We start from the raw sequence: 20,069 nt of genomic DNA, 5'->3' as shown, positions 1-20,069 counted from the left end.
AGTGGTCCGACCACATCCGTGGCTAGACTGCGCGGACCGGCGACAGGAGGAGTGGCGTGGACGAGACCCTGCCGAGTGAGACGGAACCGGGGGCCGCTCCGCCGAAGGGCACGGTGACGCAGCGCGCCATCGACTCGATCAAGGCGTTGATCGGCGAGGGCCGCCTGGAGCCGGGGCAGCGGTTGCCCACCGAGCGCGATCTCGCGGCCCAACTGGGCATCTCCCGCAGCTCGATGCGTGAGGCGATCCGCGCGCTCACGGTGCTGGGCGTGCTGGAGGCGCGGCACGGTTCGGGCATCTACGTCACGCAATTGGAGGCCGGTGACCTGCTGGAGACCTTCGGTGTCGTCGCCGATCTCTCACGGGGCCCGGGTCTGGTGGAACTCCTCGAAGTCCGCCGCATTCTGGAGTCGACGGCGACGGCCCTGGCCGCGGCCCGTATCACCCCGGACCAGTTGGCCGAGGTCGAGAAACACCTCACGGCGATGAACGCCACCGACGACCCGGAGGAGATCCTCGCGCACGATCTCGCCTTCCACCGCGAGATCGCGGCCGCCGCCGGCAACGACACCATGGCCGCGATCCTGGAGGGCCTGTCGTCCCGGACGTTCCGGGCCCGGGTCTGGCGCGGCTACCAGGAGGAGGGCGCCTTCGCCCGCACCCGCCGCGAACACGCCGCGATCCACCGGGCGTTGGTGGCCCGCGACCCGGAAGCGGCCCGCGCGGCGGCGGCCTCGCACGTGGGCGAGGTGGAGGAGTGGCTGCGGGCGCAGCTCGCCCCCTAGAAGCAGGGGTTCAGGCACCCTGGCATCCGCGCCGTGCCAGTCGTCACGGGCCCACGGGGAACAGCGGACAGGACAGCCACTCTGTGACTGTGCGCTCTGTCTCCACCCGCGCAGGGAGACCCGCCGGAGGAGGACTGAGCCCCAAAGGGGCGAGTCCTCCAGGGGCGCGGGGCTGCATCGACATGCGGCTCAGCCGCGCGGGCGCGACCAGCCCCCACGCACGCGCAGCGAACGACCGAGAGTATCCGCGCACTCCCCGCCCTCAGGAGCCCTCAGAGGACAGCGCCGGACATCCGCCCTGACCGACCTTCAAACGCCGGAGGCAGGCAGCGGCGGTTCGCCCCGCCGGCCCTGGACCTCCGCCCATCCGCGCAGTTCGCTGGTGCCCACCTCGTCGATCGCCCGGTGCAGGGCGGCCCGCGCTTCCGCGTCGCGCTCGCCCTGCGGGAGCAGCAGGTAGTGGTCGATCGCCCGCCGCAGGCTCTCCCGCGCCTGCGCTGCCAGGACCCAGCGGGAGCCCGGGCTGAACAGCTGGCGCATGCCGGTGAAGAAGACGGCGCTGCCCGCGATCAGGGCGGTGAGCCAGGCAGGCGCGTGCAGTCCGGCCGCCACGACCGTCGCGGACGTGGCGGCGAGTGCGCCGAGTTCCGTCGTGTAGTGCAGCCATCTGGCCCGGTCGCACGCTCCCGCGTAGAACTCCAACTCCTGCCGGGCAAGCCCCAGGAGAGGATCGGGTTGGGAGGCCCAGGCCTGGCCGACGACCGTTCTTCTTCTCATCGCCACATCATCGGGCGATCACGGCCGCCGGCGAAAGGCGTTCCGGCTCAGGACCGGCGAAGCCGCAGCGTCACCAGCTCGAACGGGCGCAGCTGCAAGTGGAGTTGATCGCCCTCACGGGTCACCTCCTCGGCCTCGGCCGACGGCCGCTCCAGCAGGTCTACGACCTCCACCGCGTCGAACGCGAAGCCCACCGTCAGTGTCGCCCTGGCCCGTCCCCCGTGCGCCTCGTGGAACCGGACCACGACATCCCCGCTCCCGTCATCGGCGAGTTTCACCGCCGTGACGACGACCGCGTCCCGGTCGACACTCACCAGCGGGGCGACCTCCTGCCCGCCCTCGACTCGTCGCTCCGGCAGGTTGATCCGCCACCCTTCCCGCACCGCGTCGCCGATGCCCGCGCCGGGCACCAGTGCGTGCCGGAAACGGTGGACACCCTGGTCGGTCTCGGGGTCCGGGAAGCGCGGGGCGCGGAGGAGGGAGACTCGGACCGTGGTGGTCGTCCCGTTGTCGCCGTCACTGCGGACCGTACGGGTCACATCGTGGCCGTACGTCGAGTCGTTGACGACTGCGACGCCCCAGCCGGGTTCCTCCATATGGACGAAGCGGTGGTTGCATGCCTCGAACTTGGCCGCCTCCCATGAGGTGTTGGTGTGCGTGGGCCGGTGGAAGTGCCCGAACTGGGTCTCGGACGCGTACCGTTCGGCGTGCACATCCAGCGGGAAGGCGAGCTTGAGGAACTTCTCGGTCTCGTGCCAGTCGACCTCGGTGTCGATGAGCAGTCGCCGCTCCCCGGGTGCCAGGGACAGGAGTTGGGTGACCTTGGACGCGCCGAAGGACCGTACGATCCGCACGGCGTTCCCGTCGGCCACGACCTCGTCGACATCCGTGAGGTCGGTGACCGTGTTGCGGTAGAACTCGTCGACGTCCCAGGCGTCCCACATGTTCGGGAAATCGGGGTGGAGTTGGAGCAGGTTGGCGGCCCGGCCGGGGGCGATCGTCTCGCGGTCGGCCTCGATGTCGTAGGCGGAGACGACGAGTCCCCGGCCGTCGATCTCGATGCGCAGGAGGCCGTTCTCCAGTACGTGTCCGCCGCCGACCCGGGTCGCGAGTGCCGACTCGCCGTGGACGGCCGGGGTCTGGGCGCCGCCTGCGGGGACGCCTTCGCGGCTGTGCGGCGCCGAGTTGAAGAGGAGAGGGGTTGTGCCCTCGCCCGCCAGCGCGTGCTGGGCCGCGTCGATGACGGCGTTCAGTTCCGCGGCGATCCGCTCGTAGGTCCGGCGGGCCTCGCGGTGCACCCAGGCGATGGACGAGCCGGGCAGGATGTCGTGGAACTGGTGGAGCAGGACGGTCTTCCAGATCCGGTCCAAGTCCTCGTACGGGTACGGGAATCCGGCCCGCACGGCAGCCGTGGCCGCCCACAGCTCCGCTTCGCGCAGGAGGTGTTCGCTGCGGCGGTTGCCCTGCTTGGTCTTGGCCTGGCTGGTGAGGGTGGCGCGGTGGAGTTCGAGGTACAACTCGCCCACCCAGACCGGGGGTTCGGGGTATTCGGCCTCGGCCTTCTCGAAGAACTCCTTCGGCGTCTCCCAGGCCACGGTCGCGGAGCCTTCGAGGTCGCGCAGACGGGCCGCCTTGGCGACCATCTCTCGCGTCGTGCCGCCGCCTCCGTCGCCCCAGCCGGTGGGCGCGAGGGAGTGCCGGGCGACGCCTTTGTCCTTGAAGTTCCGTGCCGCGTGGGCGATCTCGCGGCCCTGCATGGAGCAGTTGTAGGTGTCGACGGGCGGGAAGTGGGTGAAGATCCGGGTGCCGTCGATGCCCTCCCAACGGAAGGTGTGGTGCGGGAACTTGTTGGTCTGGGACCAGGAGATCTTCTGGGTCAGCAGCCACTTGGAGCCCGCCGCCTTGATGATCTGCGGCAGTCCGGCGGCGAAGCCGAAGGTGTCGGGCAGCCAGGCCTCCTCGTTCTCGATGCCGAACTCGTCGAGGAAGAACCGCTTCCCGTGGACGAACTGACGGGCCATCGCCTCCGAGCCCGGCATGTTGGTGTCCGACTCCACCCACATGCCACCGGCGGGCACAAACCGCCCGTCCGCCACCGCCTTCTTGACCCGGGCCCACACCTCGGGCCGGTGCTCCTTCACCCAAGCCCACTGCTGGGCTTGCGACATGGCGAAGATGAAGTCCGGCTCGTCCTCAAGGAGGGCCGTCATGTTGGACGTTGTGCGTGCCACCTTGCGGACCGTCTCGCGCAGTGGCCACAGCCACGCCGAGTCGATGTGCGCGTGCCCGGTCGCGCTGATGCGGTGCGCGGACGGGACAGCGGGCGTGGACAGGACGGCCGCGAGCTGTGAACGGGCGCGCTCCGCCGTGCCGTTGACGTCCTGGAGGTCGACGGCGTCCAGCGCCTTCTCGATCGCCCGCAGGAGGTCCCAGCGGCGGGCCGAGTCCACCGGCAGCTCGGCCATCAGCTCGCCGACGACCTCCAGGTCGAGGACGAGGTTCCACACGTTCTCGTCGAGGACCGCGAGGTCCATGCGGGTCAGCGTGTACTGGGGCTCGCTCCCGGCCGTCTCCTTGTCACCCAACTGTGTGGGCAGGAAGGGGTGGTAGTCGAGGACGACGGGGTTCGAGGCGGCCTCGATGTGCAGCCGCACCTCCTCGCCGCCGGCGACGGGCGCGCCGATCCTGACCCACTGGTTGCGCGGGTTGAGGCCCTTCACCGGGGTGCCGTCGGGCCGGTAGACGAGGCCCTCGCACTGGAACCCGGGCATGTTCTCGTCGAAGCCGAGGTCGAGCAGCGCCTCGACGGTCTTGCCGGTCCACTCCTGGGGGACGGTCCCGGTGACGCGGAACCAGCTGGTGCCCCAGGGAGCACCCCACCGGGCACCCACCTCGATCGGGTCAGGTGTGCCCGCGAGCCCCTCGGCCACGGGCACCGGCTCGTCGGGCGCGTGCCAGACGGCCACTTCCAGCGGCACGGACTCGGGGTACACGGCGGGACGGATGCGCTCTTCGAGGACGCGCTTGAGGCGGGCTTCGACCAGGCTGCGGTCGTCATGCATGTGGGGTGCTCCGTAGCTCGGTTGCGGGTTGGGTTACGGGTGTTGCCAGGCGGTGGCTACCAGGTGTGCGCGACGGTCACGGGGGCCGACGTTGTGTAGAGCTCCCCTGTCACGCGCAGTTCGAACCACGCCTGCGGCTCGCCCTGTTCGGCCTGCAAGCCTCCGACGGAGAAGGCGCGCCGGCAGGTGCCGCCGAGGAAGCGCGCGGTGCGTCTGGTGGGGCGTGCGGGGTTCACGCGCTGGTGCCTCCTTGTGGGGTGGGGAGTACCTGGTCGGGAGTGACGACTTCGGTGATGCCACGCGCGGTGAGGTGGTCCTTGTCGTCCGCGCGCACGTCCAGGACGGTCGCCGGGCGGACTCCGTCGGCGACGAGCCGGAAGTAGGCGTCGAAGACCGGGCCGCCGGGGCCGCAGACCGACCTGACCGACGGATCGGCGGGAACGACGAGCGCCGTGGTGCGGACGGCGGGTTCGTACGTGGGCTCGCGGGCCGCCTCGGCCAACACCAGCGCGATGTCCTTGGGTTGGCGGTCGTTGGTCAACAGGCCCAGCCCGTATTCGAGTTCGGGGAAGTCCGCGAGATCGCGGGACACGTCGTGCGAGCACCACCAGGTGATGCCCCAGAGGTCAGGACAGTCAAGGGCGTTGGCGATGGTCGCGGAGGCGAAGTCGGCCGCGTGCTCGGCGGGTACGAGCGGCTGGGGCGCACCGACCTCCTGGAGCCAGACGGGCCGGTGCGGTTCGTCGGCCCAGGCCTTGCTCAGCTCGATCAGGTACGCAGCGTGGTGCTCGGAGGGGACCGAACTGCGGCCGTGGCGTTGGGCGGTGCCGTTGAAGACCCAGGAGTGCACGGCCGTCATCGCTCCGTGCCGGGCGGCCTGGGCCGGGGTGAACGGCATGTCGTCCTGGTACCAGGTCGCGTCGTACTCGGCGTGCAGATGCGGCTTGCCGGGCGCGCCTTCCGCGCAGGCCGCGAGCATTCGCCCGAGCCAGTCGTCGATCTGGTCCTCCGTCGCCCGGTCGGGGTCCGGATGCGGGCCCGCCGAGAACTGGTTGACCTCGTTGCCGAGGGTCATGCCGATGAAGTTCGGGCGGTCGGCGAGGGCGGCGGCGAGCGTGCGCAGGTAGGCGGCCTGGCCGTCGAGGACGTCCGGGTCGGTGAAGAGGTTGCGCCGGTGCCAGGTCCGGGTCCACGCGGGCAGGTAGTCGAAACTGCTCAAGTGCCCTTGCAGACCGTCGACGTTGACGTTGAGCCCGCGTTCACCGGCCGCGTCGGCGAGCTGAACCAGCTGTTCTACGGCCTTGGTTCGGATCAGGGTCCGGTTGGGCTGGAAGTACGGCCACAGCGGGAAGACACGGATGTGGTCGAGGCCCAGCTCGGCGATCGAGTCGAGGTCGGCGCGTACGGAGTCGAGGTCGAAGTCGAGCCAGTGGTGGAACCACCCTTGGCTGGGCGTGTAGTTGACGCCGAAGCGCACGGCAGAAGACATCGGGATCCTGGTTCTGTAGTGCGTACGTGGGGGAAGTCGGCGCGTAGGTCTCAGCCCTTGACGGCGCCCTCGCCGACGCCCCGGAAGAAGTACCGCTGGAGGCAGGCGAAGAGGGCGATCAACGGTGCCACGGCGATGACCGTGCCGGCGGCCACCAGGCGTTCGTCGTTGGCGAAGGTGCCGTGCAGGTAGTTGAGGCCGATGGTGAGCGTGAACCTGGACGGGTCGCTGAGCACGATGAGCGGCCACAGGAAGTCGTCCCAGGCGCCCATGAAGGCGAAGATCGCGACGACGGCGATGGTGCCCTTCACGGACGGCAGTGCGATCCGAAGGAACCGCTGCCACACGTTGGCGCCGTCGACGAAGGCCGCTTCCTCGATCTCGTACGGCAGGTTGAGGAAGGCGTTGCGCATCAGCAGGACATTCATCGCACCGATGCAGCCCGGGAGGACCACGCCGATCAGGGTGTTGTTGAGGCCCAGCTCCCGCATGGTGGTGAACTGGGCGATGATGATGCCCTCCACCGGCACGAGCATCGCGAGGATGAAGACGAGGGTGGCCACGCGGCGGCCCCGGTAGCGCAGCCGGGCCAGGGCGTAGCCGGCGAGGGCCGAGCCGACGCAGTTCGTCACGACGTTGGCGGTGGCGACCTTCAGCGAGTTGAAGGCGTAGTCCCAGACGGGGATGGTGTCGGCGACCCGCTTGTAGTTGTGCAGGGTGGGGTGTTCGGGCAGGAAGGTCGGCGGTGAGCTGTAGATGTCCTCGGTCGGGCCCTTGAGCGAGGTGGACAGCTGCCAGACGAAAGGACCGACGGTGATGGCGAGGACGACGAGCAACAGCGTGTAACGCAGGGCGAGTTCCCAGACGCGGATGCGGCGGCCGTGCTCGTCGGTGATGCGGGGTTCGCGAACTGCCGTCTCCTGGATGGGCCTTGTGCGCTCGATGACGCTCAAGCGTCCTCCTTCCGGTCGGCCCGCAGTACGAGCAGCATCAGGGCGACGGTGACGACGAAGACGACGACCGAGAGCGCGGAGGCGTAGCCGACGCGGCCGGTCAGGCCGGTGCCGGTGCGCTGGACGAGCATCACAAGAGTGGTGTCCTCACCGGCCGGCCCACCGCTCGGGCCCGCCATCAGGTACACCTCGGAGAACACCTTGAAGGCGGCCACCGAGGACAACGCGCCCACCAGCACCATCGTGGACCGGACGGCGGGCACGGTCACCGTGAAGAAGCGGCGCACCGCCCCCGCGCCGTCGACCGAGGCGGCCTCGTGCAACTCGCGCGGCACACTCGCGAGCGCGGCCAGATAAATGATCATGTAGTAGCCGAGGCCCTTCCAGACCGTGACGGCCATGGCGCTCAGCAGGAGCAGCCACTGGTCGCTGAGGAAGCCGATCTTTCCGACGCCGATCGTCTCCAACAGCGAGTTGACCAGGCCGCGTTCGTCGAGCAGCCACACCCAGATCAGTCCGACCACGACGATCGACGCGACGACCGGCGTGTAGAACGCGGACCGGAAGAAGGTGATGCCGGGGATGTTCTTCTGCACCAACAGGGCCAGCAGCAGCGGGAGTACGACGAGTGCGGGGACCACCCCGACGATGTACAGGGTGCTGTTGCGCAGGCCGGTCCAGAACATGTCGTCGTGCCACAGCTCGCGGAAGTTGGCGAAGCCCACGAAGTGGCCCGGGATCAGGGTGCGCCGGTCCGTGAAGGAGTTGATCACGGTGGAGGCGAAGGGATACAGCACGAAGGCGCCGACGACGAGCAGCCCTGGGGCGGCGAACAGCCAGGGACTGGTGGGCAGTTGGCGCCGCACGCGGGACACGTCGGCCATGGAAACCCTCAGCCTTCCTGCTGGAGCAGCGTGTCGCACGCCTTGACAGCGTTGTCGAGAGCCGTCTTGGGGCTCTCCTTGCCCTGCAGCGCCTTGGCGACCTCGTTGCGCAGCGCGGTCTTCATCTGCTCGCTGAACAGCACCGGCGTGTAATTGACCGCGTTCTTCAGGGACTTGGCGGCGGCGATCCGTACCCGGGTCTCGTCGGAGCCGTCCTCCTTGGTGAAGTACGGGTCGTCGAGGGAACCGGCGGTGCTCGGGAAGATGGCGACCTTCTTGGCGAACGACATCTGCTGCTGGGCGTCGGTGACGTAGTGCGCGAAGGCCACGGACGCGGGCGTGTGCTTGGTCTTGGAGTTGACCATCACGCCCATCACGTACATGTTGACGTGCCCGGTGCTGGTGATCTGGTCCGTGATGCCGATGTTCTTGTACAGGGTCGGCGCCTGCTTCTTGAAGTTGTCGAGGTCCAGGGCGCTGCCTGGGTTCATCGCCACGGCGCCGGTGAGGAACTTCTTGCCGGACGACTCGGGGGTGGCGGTGAGCGCCTGCGGGTCGAGGGCCTTCGCGTCGTACAACTCCTTGTACTTGGTGAGGAGTTCGATGCCCTTCGCGTCGTTGAAGGCGAAGGCGGTGCCCTCCTTGTTCATGAGCTCGACGCCGTAGCGGCCGAAGTCCTCGACGGTGGGGACGTTGGCGAGGGTGGCGACCTTGCCGTCGGTCTTCCTCGCCAACTGGAGGGCTTGGGCGAAGAGTTCGTCGTACGTCTTCGGCGGCTGGTCGGCGTTGAGTCCGGCCTGCTTGAAGAGGGACTTGTTGTAGAAGAGCGGGCCGGTGTTGAGGTACCAGGGGAAAGCGTAGGTGCCGGTCATGCCCGGTATCTGGTGGCTGGCCCAAGCTCCGGGCAGGTACTCGCTCTTGTACTTCGCGGCGGACTTGTCGAGGTCGAGCGCGAGGCCCGCCTTGGCGAGCGGGGCGACCAGGTCCGGGGAGACGTTGACGACGTCGGGCAGGGTGCCGCCGGCGGCGTCGGCGCTGATCTTGTCGGCGTAGCCCTCGGCGGGCTGGTCGATCCACTTCACGTGCGTGCCGGGGTACTTCTTCTCGAAGCCGGAGATCACACCCTCGAAGTACGACTTGAAGTTGGCGCGGAGGTTCCAGGTCTGGAAGGTGATGTCGCCCTCGACCTTGCCCGAGGCGTCGGTCGATCCACCGTCGTCTCCCCCGGAACCGCAGGCGCTCAGCGGCATGAGGACGACGGCGGCGGCAGCTGCGGCGAAGGCTCTGCGGGAGATGCGCACGGCGAGTGGCTCCTTTGCAGTGGGGGTTGGCCAATCGTGCCGGGGCAGACCTTGCACGCTGTCCGGCGGGCGAGTCAATGGATTCCGCTCAGCTAAATTCATTAGTTGGCAGCATCCGGCCAACTGCACTGGTCAGCGAGGTACGTTCGCATTCTTGCGGTGGATCACTAATGCGCTTTAGGGTGTGCTGACTCAAGCGCATTAGTGCGCGGCACCGGTGGAATGGAGAGCAGGCTTGACAGGCAAGCGGTCGCCCGCGCGTCGGCCGACGATGAAGGACATCGCGCAGCGCGCCGGCGTGTCCGAGAGCGCGGTGTCCTTCGCGCTCAACGGCCGGCCCGGCGTCTCCGAGATCACCCGCGACCGGGTGCGCCGGGTCGCGGAGCAGCTGGGCTGGCGGCCCAGTACGGCGGCGCGGGCGCTCTCCGGGGAGGGTGCGGCGACGGTCGGTTTCGTCCTCGCCCGGCCCGCGGACACCCTCGGCGTCGACTCCTTCTTCCTCCAACTCGTCTCCGGCATCCAGGAAGTGCTGGCCGAACGCCATCTCGGTCTGCTCTTCCAGATGGCCGAGGACGTCGACGACGAGTGCGCGGTCTACCGGCGCTGGTGGGCCGAACACCGGGTGGACGGCGTTCTGGTGGCCGACCCGCGCACCGCCGACCCGCGGCCCGACCTCCTCGACGAACTCGGCCTGCCCGCCGTGGTGATCGGCGGCGCACCCGACGAACGGCATCCCGGTCTGTCGACGGTGTGGGCGGACGACGCGGGCGCGATGGCCTCTGTCGTCGACGAGTTGTCCGCGCGCGGCCATCGGCGGATCGTGCACATCGCCGGTCTGCCTGGCCTCGCGCACACCGAGCGCCGTATCCGCGCCCTGCGCGCCGAGGCCGCCCGCCGCGGGCTGACCGAGGTGCACTCGGTGACCACCGACTACTCGGACGCGGCGGGCGCCGCCGTCACCCGCCGGGTGCTCGAAGTCGCCGCTCCCCCAACGGCGTTGATCTACGACAACGACGTGATGGCCGTCGCCGGGGTGGCCGCCGCGACCGAACTCGGCTTCTCCGTACCGGCGGACGTGTCGGTGGTCGCCTGGGAGGACTCCGCGCTGTGCCGCATGGTCCGGCCGTGGCTGTCGGCGCTGTCCCGGGACAGTGTGGAGTTCGGCCGTACGGCGGCCCGGGAGTTGACCGCTCTGCTGGACGGTGGTCCGGCGCGCACGGTGCGGGTGCCGGTGCCGCGGCTCATCGAGCGGGACAGCACGGGGACGGCGCGGGCGTGAGCGTGCCGTGACTCCCCCGGTTCGCGGCCGAATCGCCGGACACCGCACGGTACTTCGTGTGAGGCTTTGCCCATGACCTCCGAAGACCCGCTGGCCGACCGGCTCCAACTCGACCGGCCGCACTCCGCCCGTGTGTGGAACTTCCTCCTGGGCGGCAAGGACAACTACGCCGCCGACCGCGAGGCCGGCGAGATGATTGTCCAGATGTTCCCGGACATCGCCCTGCTCGCCCGCCTCCAACGCCGCTTCCTGGTAAGGGCGGTGCGCTATCTCACCGAGGAGGCGGGCATCCGCCAGTTCCTCGACATCGGGACCGGCCTGCCCACCGTCGACAACACGCACGAGGTCGCGCAGCGCATCGCGCCCGAGAGCCGCATCGTGTACGTCGACAACGACCCGCTGGTCCTGGTGCACGCCCAGGCGCTGCTCACCAGCGCCCCGGAGGGTGCCTGCGCCTATGTCGACGCCGATGTGCGCGACCCCGAGAGGATTCTCGAAGCCGCCGCCCAGACCCTGGACTTCAGCAAGCCGATCGCGCTGACGATGCTGGGCATCCTGGGTCAGATCCCGGACTCGGACGAGCCCGAGGCCGTCGTGGCCCGCTTCCTCGACGCGCTGCCCCGGGGCAGCTATCTCGCGCTGACCGACGGCACCGACACCAACGCGGCGCTCAACCAGGCGATTTCGGTGTACAACGCCAACTCCGCCAGCTCCTACCACCTGCGCAGCCCCGAGCGGATAGCGGCGTTCTTCGATGGCCTCGATGCCATCGAACCCGGCATCGTCCCCATTTCGCGGTGGCACCCGGAGCAGGTCGACGTGGGCCGTGACCCGTCCGTCGAGAACACGATCTGCGGCATCGGCCGCAAGGCCTGATCACCAACGAGGAAGAGGGGCACCGGAGTTGCCGGTGCCCCTCTTCCTCGTCCTGTGTCCCCCGGGTCAGATCCGGAACAGCGCCCAGACCGTCTTCCCACCGGCCGCCCGCAGGTTCCAGCCCCATGACTCGCTGAGCGCGGAGACCACCTGCAGGCCGCGCCCGGACTCGGCGAACTCGTCGGGGTGCCCCTCCACGGGTATGCGATCACTGTCGTCGGTGACCGCGCACACCGCGTAGGGCAGCCGGTCCCACACCGCGAGCCACAGTGAAGGCTGCGGCTCCGTAAGGGAGTTGGGCGCCCGGCCGTAGCGCAGCGCGTTGCTCACCAGCTCCGACACGGCGACCGTCACGTCGTCGACGAGTTCGTCCCCGGCCCGGTCCGCGAGCGCGGCCCGGGTGAACTCCCGGGCCACATGGGCCGATTGAGGCATCGGCGGCACGACCAGGACCGAACAGAGAGCGGGATCGCGCCCGTCACCGACGGCGGGCACCAGGGTGACGGTCCGCCCCGGCTCGGGTGGGCCCACCTGATCGACGGCCCGGCACAGCCACTCCCAAGTCCCCTCGATCCGCAGGGTGTCGACCGGTCGTACGACTTGCTCTGCGGACATCGCGACCCCTGAGACCCCTGGGAAGAGAACTGCGCGCGCTACACCTGTCCGGAGCATCGTCCTCCGCCTGCCCCCGCGAACGCAAGTGCATCGGCAATTACCGCTGCAATTGCAGACGATCTTGCAAGCGGTCTCCCCGAGGGCTATCGTCCTCCGCATCACCGTGGATGCAATTGAAGCTGCAATTGCATTCGATCTTCCGGGGGAGCGATGAGGCCTCACATAGAGCACGCGAACGGCATGTCGGCGACCCTGCTGAGCGGCGCGCAGTGGCGCAAGAGCCACCACAGCAACCCCGAGGGCAACTGCGTCGAGTTGGCCGCGCTCCCCGACGGTCAGGTCGCCGTACGCAACTCGCGCCATCCCGAAGGTCCGGCGCTCGTCTACACCAGCGCCGAGATCTCCGCGTTCGTCCGCGGTGTGAAGGACGGCGACTTCGACGGCCTACTCCCCGGCCGCTGAGGTCAGGCAAACCCGCGGACTGGCCGGAAGGCGCTGGACACAGGCCGGCACCTTCCGGCTCCTTCACTCCCTGCAGTTATCCGGAACCTCGGTGCTACGATCCTCTTTTGAGTCCCGAAAACTTGCGGACGGTATCGGCGCGACCGCCGAGGGGATGAACATGACTGCAGCTCAACCGGAATACGCTCCCTCGGGTTCGGACGTACTGAGCCTTCAGCGCGGCGGTCCGACGGTCCAGCGCATCATGCTGGGTACGCGTCTGCGCCGCCTGCGCGAGTCCCTCAACATCACCCGGGACACGGCCGCTTCGGCGATACGCGCCTCGGACGCCAAACTCTGCCGCATGGAGCTGGGCCGCGTAGGCTTCAAAGAGCGTGACGTAGCGGACCTGTTGACCCTCTACGGCCTCCAGGAGCCGGACGCGCGCCAGGAGTTCCTCGACTCGGCCCGCCGTGCCAACGAACCCGGCTGGTGGCGTGCGTACGGCGACGCCTTCCCGACCTGGTTCGAGCAGCATCTGGGGCTCGAAGAGGCCACCTCACTCATCCGCACCTACGAAGTGCAGTTCATCCCGGGCCTGTTGCAGACCGCCGCGTACGCCGAGGCCGTCATCCGGCTCGGCCGTCCCGTCGACACCCCGGACGCGATCCGGCGCCGCGTCGAACTCCGTATGACCCGGCAGGAGTTGCTCACCAGGCCCGGTGCTCCGAAGCTCTGGGTCGTGGTGGACGAGGCCGCGCTGCGCCGTCCGCTCGGCGGAGCGGACGTGATGCGCGGGCAGCTGCGGCACCTCATCGAGACGGCCGCCCTGCCGAACGTCACGCTCCAGGTGCTGCCGTTCCACGTGGGCGGGCACGCCGCCGCCGGCGGTCCGATCACCGTGCTGCGCTTCCCGGTGCCGGACCTGCCGGACATCGTCTACCTCGAACAGCTCACCAGCGCCCTCTACTTGGACAAGCCCGAAGAGGTCGACCGCTATCTCGCGGTCATGGACCGGCTGAGCATGGTGGCCTCACCGGCCCCCGAGTCGGTGGCCTTCCTGGAGAAGCTCCTCCAGGAGATGTGAGGCCGGGCGGTCCGTGACCGCTCAGACCCGCGACCGGTACAGCCCGAACTCCGCTATCTTCACGGTGTCCCGGGCTGCCGTCACACGGACCCGCCACCGCCGGGCGCTCACCGGCGCGGCCAGCAGCAGGATGCGGCTCGCACCGATCGTCCCGGCGCGGGTCACCTCCGCCCAGGCCCCGTCGACGTATGCCTCGATCACGAAGGCCTCGACCTGCTGGCCATAGCGCCGTATGTCCTCCGCCAACCGGACGCGGTCCACGGCCAGTTCGGCGCCGAGATCGACGGTGACCCGGCCGGCCGAGGTGACCGTCCGCGCCCCGCGCGCCAGGTCCTCGGGCAGCTCCCGGTCCACCCGCTCGCGGAACTCGCCCAGGCGTGCCACGTCCGGGTCCGCCAGCAGACCGTCCGTGTCCGGTGGCACGTTGAGCAGCAGGACCGAGTTGCGGCCGACCGAGCCGAAGTAGATGTCGATCAACTCGTCGACGGTCTTGGGAACTTGGTCCGGGTGGTAGAACCAGCCGTCGTGGATCGACACATCGCACTCGGCGGGCCACCACTGCAGATAGTCGGTGTTCGGCTGCGCCGAGACGAGCGCGCTACGACTCCCCTCGTCGGGGGTGTCGTACGACAACGCCCAGTCCGTGCGCCCGTATTGCTCCTCCTTGACCGGGAGGACGCTCCACTCGTCCTCCCGCGCGATACCGCCCTCGTTGCCGACCCAGCGCACGTCCGGGCCGGTCACGGCGATCGCCGCGTCCGGGGCCAGCGACCTGACCAGGGTGTACCAGCTGTCCCAGTCGTAGTCCTCGACGTGGCCCGGCGGGATGCGTCCCTGGGCGCCGTCGAACCAGACCTCGTCGACCGGTCCGTACTCGGTCAGCACTTCGTAGAGGGTGTTGAGCATGTGGGCGCCGTAGTCGGTGGCGTCCAGCGTGTAGAAGGCGTCCGGGGAGCGGTCGTCGCCGTCGACGAGGGTCGGGATCGTGCGCGTGGCGCGTGCACTGCCGTTGGCGTAGACGCCGTGGAGGTACTGGTTCTCGTCGGCGGGTGAGAGGTAGACGCCGGCCTTGAGGCCGTAGCGCCGCATGGAGTCGGCGAAGGAGCGCAGTACGTCGCCCTGGCCCGCACGCCAACTGCTGTACGCAACGGTGTGGTTGGTGTAGCGGGAGGGGTAGAGGACGAAGCCGTCGTGGTGCTTGACGGTGAGGATGGCGAGCTTGAAACCGCCGTCGCGCAGGGCGCGGGCCCACTGGTCGGTGTCGAGGCCGGTCGGCTGGAACACGTTCGGGTCCTCGTCGCCGGTCCCCCACTCCAGGCCGGTGAAGGTGTTCACGCCGAAGTGCAGGAACGCGGTCTGCTCCAGCTGTTGCCAGGCCACCTGCCGCGCGGTGGGCCGGACTTGGGAGGCCTTGCGGACCAGTTCGTCCTCGGTGTCGTCGGCGCTGACGGGGATACGGGAGCGGGAATCGGACGGGGGTGGGCTCGCCGCGAGGGCGGATGCCGTGGTGGTGCCGGTCGCGGCGAGTGCGGTGGCCGAGAGGACGAAGAGACGTCTGGAGAGGGCCATGGGGTGGGACTCCTCTGGTTGCTCAGGGGGCGGTCAAGTGCCAGGCGGCGGGCTGGTGTTGGTCCGGCGGGTACTGCACGAGCCGGCCGTCGTCCGCGACGCTCAGCGTCATCTGCGTGATCGCGTTCACGAGCCGGTAGCCTCCCGCCGCTGGCGCCAACTCCCAGCGCTGCATGGTGTTCGCGGCATCGCAGGGCTGCGGGGCCGCCGAAATCCCGGGCTGGAGCGGCACGTTGAGGGTGAGCTTGCCGCCCTGGACCTCCAGGCAGCCGCCGGCGGTCCGCAGCGTCGCATAGCCGTCGGGCGTGCGCTGCACCGTGGCGGTCATGCTGGCGCCCGCCGTCCGGAAGGTGTACGTCCCGTCTGCCACCGGTACCCGGGCCAGGTCGCGCCACCCGGGCGCATGCCCAACTGCCGTGCCCCGCGCGGTGAATTCGGCGTACGTGGCATCGGGATGCGGATCGCCCCAGGTCGCCTGGGCCAGGTGCCGTAGCGCGGGCTCGGTGTCGGTGGCGACCTCGTTCTCGGTCTCGCCGCGGCCGTTGTCGGGCCAGAGGCTGATCTTCGCGCCGGTGATGCCGTCGCTGGAGGTGAGCTTCTCGCCCTCGAAGCTGCGCGGGTCCCAGCTCTGGTCGTACAGCGCCTCGGTGTCCGTGTGGAAACCGCCGCGGACGAGGTAGAGGGAGTCGATGTAGGCGTCCTGAGGGGTGGCGTTCGCGCCGTACTTCTCCTGGGCGTAGCGCAGCATCTGCGGGTACTTGGAGTAGTCGGAGCCGAGCATGTACTCGTCGGCACCCATGTGCCAGGACGTCGCGGTGAAGACCTGCGCGTACTCGTCCATCAGGCTCGTGTAGTAGTCGAACGCCGCCTGTTGCGTGACGTCGAGCCGGGCGGGCTGCTTGTTGCCGTCGCTGTCGGTGAGTTGGAGATCGGGACGGTTCTCTATCCACGGGTCCATGTGGCCCGGGGAGTTGATCTCGGGGATGATCTCGACGTGGTACTTGTCGCCGAGGGCGACGAGGCGGCGCATCTCGTCCGGCGTGTAGTAGCCCCAGGTGTCGGCCTCGGGGTGCGCGGCACTCTTCACCTTGAGTTCCAGGAGCAGTTGGTTGAGCTTGTGGTACGCCATCTCGCGCACCAGGTTCTCCAACCAGGGCAGGGAGATGTGGATGTAGCAGGCGCAGACTCCGACTCCGCGTTCCTCGTAACGCGGTACGTCGACTGTGCGTCCGGCGGGGATGTGGTCGCCCTGCGCGAGCAGTTGGAGGAGGGTCCGGGTGCCGTAGAAGGCGCCGGTCTCGGTCGCACCGGTCACCGCCAGGCGTTTGCCCGCCTGGAGTTCATAGCCCTCAGCGCCCAACGAGCCCTTGGTCGGCCGGACTTCGATCACGATGTCGCCGGGGCGGGTGGCACCGCCCCGCACGACGGGCACTGTTCCGTGACCGGCCGCCTTGAGGTCGTCGGCGAGGGTGTCGGCGACCTCGCGCTCGCTCCTGCTGTCGGCCACGAGTCGGGTTCCGGGCCCGAAGTCGTAACTCCCGGGTTGAGGCGTCCAGTTGGACAGCGCGGGCACGGTCACCGGCACCGCCCGTTCCTGCTGGACCGCGACCGCCGGCGCGGGTGCCGCGAGCAGTGCGAACACCGCCGCGAAGCCGATGAACCGAAACCGTCTCTTCCTGCGCTCAGCCATGCCACTCCACCGGTCGCGATTGATCGGACGACTGATGATTGGACTGCACTCAGGGGCTGTCAATGGGCGCCGGGAGCGGTCAAGTTGGGCCATTGATCGGATGACCAGCAGGTCAGTCGGCGCCCGTCCTGTACCCGCCCGCGAAAAGTCCAACAAGACGGCCCCGAATGTCCAAGACCGGCAGCCCTTGGTCTTCCACAACCAGCAGCCCTTGGCTTTCCACGCCCGGCCACCTCTCGACGCACCGCCCCTGCCGAGGCACAGTTCTCCCTACATACTCGCGAGTAGTGAGAAGGAGCGCGCCCGTGACCAGCTGGGTCGGCCGTACCGCCGTCGAGATAGCCGCCGCCGTACGCGAGAAGCGGGTCACGCCCCGCGAGGTGGTGGCCGAGCATCTCGCCCGGATCGAGCGGCTCGACGGGCGGATCGGCGCGTTCAGGGTGGTGCGGGCGGAGGCGGCGCTCGCGGAGGCCGACGAGGTGGGCGCGCGGGCCGATCTGGCCGAACTCCCGCTCGCGGGCGTGCCGGTGGCCGTGAAGGACAACCTCCCGGTGACCGGCGAGTCCAACCGGGCCGGCTCCGCCGCGACCCCGGACACCCCCGCCGACCACGACCACATCACCGTGGCCCGGCTGCGGGCGGCGGGTGCGGTGGTCGTAGGGCTCACCAACGTGCCCGAGCTGTGCGTCTTCGGCACCACCGAGGGCGTCCACGGGACCAGCCGCAACCCGTGGGACACGACCCGCACGGCGGGTGGTTCCTCCGGCGGCAGCGCGGCCGCCGTAGCCGCCGGCATGGTGCCGATCGCGCTCGGCAACGACGGCATGGGCTCGCTGCGCATCCCCGCGGCCAACTGCGGTCTGGTCACCATCAAGCCGGGGTTCGGGGTGGTCCCGGCCGGTATCGGCGACGGCGACTGGTTCGGAATGTCCGAGAACGGACCCCTCGCGACGACCGTCGAGGACGCCCGGCTGATGTTTTCGGTCATCGCGGACATCGAGGTCGTACGCCCCGACGAGCCCACCCGTCGGAAAGTCGCCGCCTCCGTACGCAGCCCGCTCGTCGGAGTCGCCGTCGGCAAGCCGTATACGACCGCCGTACGGGAGGCGGCCGGACTGCTGAACAGGGCCGGTCACACCGTGCACCGCGCCGACCCGCCGTATCCGCTGTCCCTGAGCACCACGTCCCTCGCGCACTGGACGGCCGGCACCTCGGTCGACGCGGCCGGGCTCGATCCGCGGAAGCTGACGCGGCGGACCCGGGTGCACGCGGCGATCGGCCGACGGTTCGTGAAGAGCGTGCGCACCGGCAAGGGCCAGGAACAGCTGCGGGAGCACCTCGCGCCGTTCTTCGCCGAGTACGACATCCTGCTGACGGCGGCGCTGGCCCGCCGCTCCCCCAAGGCCGGGCCGTGGCACGAGCGGGGCTGGCTGCGCAACGTGCTCGCGAACACCAACTACTCGCCGCTGACGCCTCCTTGGAACCTCACCGGCTGGCCGGCGATGTCGGTCCCGTTCGGCACCCTGCCCTCCGGCGCGCCCTGCGCCGTACAGCTGGTGGGGCGGCCGGGGTCGGAGGCGGCGCTGCTGGAACTTGCGGAGGAGCTGGAGAAGCTGCGGCCTTGGGTGCGGACAGCGCCGCTCGACTAGAAGGCGCCCTCTGAAGGTACTTCTCGAACGCGCCTCCAGAAGGTGCGCCTAGAGGGCGCGGTACATGACATGCAGGCCGACACGCCCGTCCCGGGGATGCTCGAACGCGTCCGGCACCGTGCCCAGGATCGTGAAGCCGAGGGAGAGCCAGAGCTTGACGGCGGGGTTGGTCTCGACGACGGCGTTGAAGACCATGCCTCGGAAGCCCTGGTCGCGGGCGGTGGTGAGGATGTGTTCGGCGAGGGCGCGGCCGATGCCGCGGCCGCCGTGGTCGGGGTCGACCATGAAGCCGGCGTTGGCGATGCGGTCGGCGGGGCCGCCGTAGTTCGGGGTGACGAAGGCCGAGCCGACGACGGTTCCGGTCTCGTCCTCGGCGACGTACACGCGCTTCGGCGGGCTCGTCCACAAGGCCCGGGCCGCCTCTTCGGAGGTGTCCCGGGCCCAGGTGTAGGTGTCGCCGGCGGCGACGATCCGGTGCCAGAAAGGCCAGATCCGCGGCCAGTCGTCGGCCGCGGCTTCTCTGATCGGCATGGGCGCGATTTTCGCACGCCCATGCTGTCGGCGATCGCGAAGGGTCCTGCGGGGTCAGTCCACGCTGGGCAGGATGTGGGGCTCGGCGAGGTCGTCCTCGTAGCCCGCGAGTCGGATGGGGGCGGACCGTGCCCACACGGCCAGGCTGCCGAGCTCGTCGGACCGGTGGCCCGCACGCTCCGTGTGTTCCTCGGGGCGTTGCTCGCGATTCGTCTTCTCCGGTGTCACCGCGCACTCCTTATGTGTCGGGTCACCCTCGGGGCACGACCGGCCGTCTCCGGTCCGGTACCTGGCCCGCTCGGGCGTGGGTTGAAGGCAGTTCGGACGCGGTGGCGCCGGTTACTCGTGTGAGAGCAGGCCGTTGTGACCGGCTTGTCCCGGGACGGACCATGGGTGTGGGTGGGACCCCTTGTCGCTGTCCGTCTGCCTCAGGTTAACCAAATGAGCGACCCGCCGCTCGATGGGGCTGAAAACATGGGGTAAAGATTAGAGACATGCGGCCATCGGTTCTTGCCTGCCCGGGCGCGGTGGGCTGCCGGAGTCGGTGCACATCGCGTGCACGCCGGCCCGCGGACAGGGCGCGTTCGGACTCTGCCGCCAGGTTCCGTCCGACGGTTCATGTGGCTGTAGGTTCGCCGGCTCGTGGGGCTCGGTGCGGGTCGGGGTGATCCGACGAACGTGGAGCGGGTACGGCCGACCGGCCGCGAGCATGGCTAGATCGAGCGCCTCGGCCTCGCGGACCCCGTCGGCGTCAGCGCGTTCGCGAGGTGGCCCCTCGCCTCTCGTCGGGCTCTGCGCATCCCAGGCAACAGCACGTTCGGGCCGACTCGCTGACCGTGCCGTGCCGGGTGCGTCGCAGGCGGATCCGTCGGGGCGGTTGCCTTCGACTCCTGAACCCGCCGTGCGAGGTCCGCGAACGGCATCAAAGGCCGCCGGCTCGACGACAGGACCTCCCTTCCGCCGCCGCCATCACAGACCCGCAGCTCACCGGGGACGAACCCGCGCTCGGCCGATCGCCGGAGAGCTCTCTTCAGCTGGCCGGAACTTGGTTCGGACCTTCACCGGAACTCCATAGGGCGTC

General features: G+C 69.5%; 18 protein-coding genes. 6 read left to right on the top strand and 12 right to left on the bottom strand.

Going from position 1 to position 20,069, the window contains the following annotated elements:
- The first annotated feature begins 56 nt into the window (after positions 1-56).
- A complete protein-coding gene (locus ACGFY9_RS20885; RefSeq protein WP_393756073.1) occupies positions 57-785 on the top strand; it encodes a FadR/GntR family transcriptional regulator in 729 nt (242 codons plus the stop codon).
- Positions 786-1,094: 309 nt separating this feature from the next.
- On the opposite strand, the gene ACGFY9_RS20880 is transcribed toward ACGFY9_RS20885, so the two are convergent.
- From ACGFY9_RS20880 to ACGFY9_RS20850, 7 genes are read right to left on the bottom strand one after another with little or no spacing between them, the layout of a single operon-like run.
- On the bottom strand, positions 1,095-1,562 hold the full coding sequence (locus ACGFY9_RS20880) for a DUF4231 domain-containing protein (RefSeq protein ID WP_393756071.1): 468 nt from the start codon (positions 1,560-1,562) through the stop codon (positions 1,095-1,097).
- Positions 1,563-1,609: 47 nt separating this feature from the next.
- Entirely contained in the window at positions 1,610-4,624 is a 3,015-nt protein-coding gene (locus tag ACGFY9_RS20875) for an alpha-mannosidase (protein ID WP_393756069.1), read from the bottom strand.
- A 56-nt stretch (positions 4,625-4,680) separates the two neighbouring features.
- A complete protein-coding gene (locus tag ACGFY9_RS20870; protein ID WP_393756067.1) occupies positions 4,681-4,860 on the bottom strand; it encodes a hypothetical protein in 180 nt (59 codons plus the stop codon).
- Positions 4,857-6,113, bottom strand: coding sequence for a glycosyl hydrolase (locus ACGFY9_RS20865; RefSeq protein WP_393756066.1), 1,257 nt, complete (start codon positions 6,111-6,113; stop codon positions 4,857-4,859). The genes ACGFY9_RS20870 and ACGFY9_RS20865 overlap by 4 nt, the downstream gene beginning before the upstream one ends.
- Before the next feature lie 50 nt (positions 6,114-6,163).
- On the bottom strand, positions 6,164-7,066 hold the full coding sequence (locus tag ACGFY9_RS20860) for a carbohydrate ABC transporter permease (protein ID WP_393756064.1): 903 nt from the start codon (positions 7,064-7,066) through the stop codon (positions 6,164-6,166).
- The gene (locus ACGFY9_RS20855; RefSeq protein WP_393756062.1) at positions 7,063-7,950 is read right to left on the bottom strand and encodes a carbohydrate ABC transporter permease; all 888 of its coding nucleotides are present in this window, start codon (positions 7,948-7,950) and stop codon (positions 7,063-7,065) included. The genes ACGFY9_RS20860 and ACGFY9_RS20855 overlap by 4 nt, the downstream gene beginning before the upstream one ends.
- Positions 7,951-7,958: 8 nt before the next feature.
- Positions 7,959-9,251, bottom strand: coding sequence for an ABC transporter substrate-binding protein (locus ACGFY9_RS20850; protein WP_393756060.1), 1,293 nt, complete (start codon positions 9,249-9,251; stop codon positions 7,959-7,961).
- Positions 9,252-9,522: 271 nt separating this feature from the next.
- Between ACGFY9_RS20850 and ACGFY9_RS20845 the strand changes: the two genes are divergently transcribed.
- Together ACGFY9_RS20845 and ACGFY9_RS20840 are read left to right on the top strand one after the other, a co-directional pair.
- Positions 9,523-10,530, top strand: a complete 1,008-nt coding sequence (locus ACGFY9_RS20845; RefSeq protein ID WP_393756688.1) for a LacI family DNA-binding transcriptional regulator — start codon at positions 9,523-9,525, stop codon at positions 10,528-10,530.
- 72 nt (positions 10,531-10,602) lie between these two features.
- Positions 10,603-11,406, top strand: coding sequence for an SAM-dependent methyltransferase (locus ACGFY9_RS20840; protein ID WP_393756058.1), 804 nt, complete (start codon positions 10,603-10,605; stop codon positions 11,404-11,406).
- A gap of 66 nt (positions 11,407-11,472) precedes the next feature.
- Here the strand turns inward: ACGFY9_RS20840 and ACGFY9_RS20835 are convergent, their stop codons facing one another.
- On the bottom strand, positions 11,473-12,021 hold the full coding sequence (locus ACGFY9_RS20835) for an ATP-binding protein (protein WP_393756057.1): 549 nt from the start codon (positions 12,019-12,021) through the stop codon (positions 11,473-11,475).
- Positions 12,022-12,231: 210 nt separating this feature from the next.
- Between ACGFY9_RS20835 and ACGFY9_RS20830 the strand changes: the two genes are divergently transcribed.
- Complete coding sequence (locus ACGFY9_RS20830; RefSeq protein ID WP_393756055.1) at positions 12,232-12,483, top strand: DUF397 domain-containing protein; 252 nt, start codon at positions 12,232-12,234, stop codon at positions 12,481-12,483.
- A gap of 160 nt (positions 12,484-12,643) precedes the next feature.
- The gene (locus ACGFY9_RS20825; protein WP_393756053.1) at positions 12,644-13,549 is read left to right on the top strand and encodes a helix-turn-helix domain-containing protein; all 906 of its coding nucleotides are present in this window, start codon (positions 12,644-12,646) and stop codon (positions 13,547-13,549) included.
- Between the two features lie 21 nt (positions 13,550-13,570).
- Here the strand turns inward: ACGFY9_RS20825 and ACGFY9_RS20820 are convergent, their stop codons facing one another.
- On the bottom strand, positions 13,571-15,118 hold the full coding sequence (locus ACGFY9_RS20820; protein WP_393756051.1) for an alpha-L-fucosidase: 1,548 nt from the start codon (positions 15,116-15,118) through the stop codon (positions 13,571-13,573).
- A 22-nt stretch (positions 15,119-15,140) separates the two neighbouring features.
- Entirely contained in the window at positions 15,141-16,808 is a 1,668-nt protein-coding gene (locus ACGFY9_RS20815) for a glycoside hydrolase family 20 zincin-like fold domain-containing protein (RefSeq protein WP_393756049.1), read from the bottom strand.
- Between the two features lie 305 nt (positions 16,809-17,113).
- On the opposite strand from ACGFY9_RS20815, the gene ACGFY9_RS20810 reads away from it, so the two are divergent.
- Positions 17,114-18,457 (top strand): amidase, encoded by a 1,344-nt coding sequence (locus ACGFY9_RS20810; RefSeq protein WP_393756047.1) that lies wholly within the window; start codon positions 17,114-17,116, stop codon positions 18,455-18,457.
- Positions 18,458-18,505: 48 nt separating this feature from the next.
- Here the strand turns inward: ACGFY9_RS20810 and ACGFY9_RS20805 are convergent, their stop codons facing one another.
- Both ACGFY9_RS20805 and ACGFY9_RS20800 read right to left on the bottom strand, forming a co-directional pair.
- The gene (locus ACGFY9_RS20805; protein ID WP_393756045.1) at positions 18,506-18,988 is read right to left on the bottom strand and encodes a GNAT family N-acetyltransferase; all 483 of its coding nucleotides are present in this window, start codon (positions 18,986-18,988) and stop codon (positions 18,506-18,508) included.
- A gap of 54 nt (positions 18,989-19,042) precedes the next feature.
- Positions 19,043-19,216, bottom strand: coding sequence for a hypothetical protein (locus ACGFY9_RS20800; RefSeq protein WP_266865392.1), 174 nt, complete (start codon positions 19,214-19,216; stop codon positions 19,043-19,045).
- Positions 19,217-20,069 lie beyond the last annotated feature (853 nt).

It is taken from the genome of Streptomyces sp. NPDC048504 (genome assembly GCF_043200035.1).
GTDB lineage: Bacteria > Actinomycetota > Actinomycetes > Streptomycetales > Streptomycetaceae > Streptomyces.
This window is presented reverse-complemented; position numbering and strand designations above follow the sequence as displayed.

What these genes read in the sequence shown, in the direction of transcription:
- ACGFY9_RS20825 (WP_393756053.1), top strand. Translation starts at nt 12,644, where the DNA reads ATGACTGCAGCTCAACCGGAATACGCTCCCTCGGGTTCGGACGTACTG.
- ACGFY9_RS20805 (WP_393756045.1), bottom strand. Translation starts at nt 18,988, where the DNA reads ATGCCGATCAGAGAAGCCGCGGCCGACGACTGGCCGCGGATCTGGCCT.
- ACGFY9_RS20830 (WP_393756055.1), top strand. Translation starts at nt 12,232, where the DNA reads ATGAGGCCTCACATAGAGCACGCGAACGGCATGTCGGCGACCCTGCTG.
- ACGFY9_RS20865 (WP_393756066.1), bottom strand. Translation starts at nt 6,113, where the DNA reads ATGTCTTCTGCCGTGCGCTTCGGCGTCAACTACACGCCCAGCCAAGGG.
- ACGFY9_RS20840 (WP_393756058.1), top strand. Translation starts at nt 10,603, where the DNA reads ATGACCTCCGAAGACCCGCTGGCCGACCGGCTCCAACTCGACCGGCCG.
- ACGFY9_RS20835 (WP_393756057.1), bottom strand. Translation starts at nt 12,021, where the DNA reads ATGTCCGCAGAGCAAGTCGTACGACCGGTCGACACCCTGCGGATCGAG.
- ACGFY9_RS20845 (WP_393756688.1), top strand. Translation starts at nt 9,523, where the DNA reads ATGAAGGACATCGCGCAGCGCGCCGGCGTGTCCGAGAGCGCGGTGTCC.
- ACGFY9_RS20880 (WP_393756071.1), bottom strand. Translation starts at nt 1,562, where the DNA reads ATGAGAAGAAGAACGGTCGTCGGCCAGGCCTGGGCCTCCCAACCCGAT.
- ACGFY9_RS20855 (WP_393756062.1), bottom strand. Translation starts at nt 7,950, where the DNA reads ATGGCCGACGTGTCCCGCGTGCGGCGCCAACTGCCCACCAGTCCCTGG.
- ACGFY9_RS20875 (WP_393756069.1), bottom strand. Translation starts at nt 4,624, where the DNA reads ATGCATGACGACCGCAGCCTGGTCGAAGCCCGCCTCAAGCGCGTCCTC.
- ACGFY9_RS20815 (WP_393756049.1), bottom strand. Translation starts at nt 16,808, where the DNA reads ATGGCTGAGCGCAGGAAGAGACGGTTTCGGTTCATCGGCTTCGCGGCG.
- ACGFY9_RS20820 (WP_393756051.1), bottom strand. Translation starts at nt 15,118, where the DNA reads ATGGCCCTCTCCAGACGTCTCTTCGTCCTCTCGGCCACCGCACTCGCC.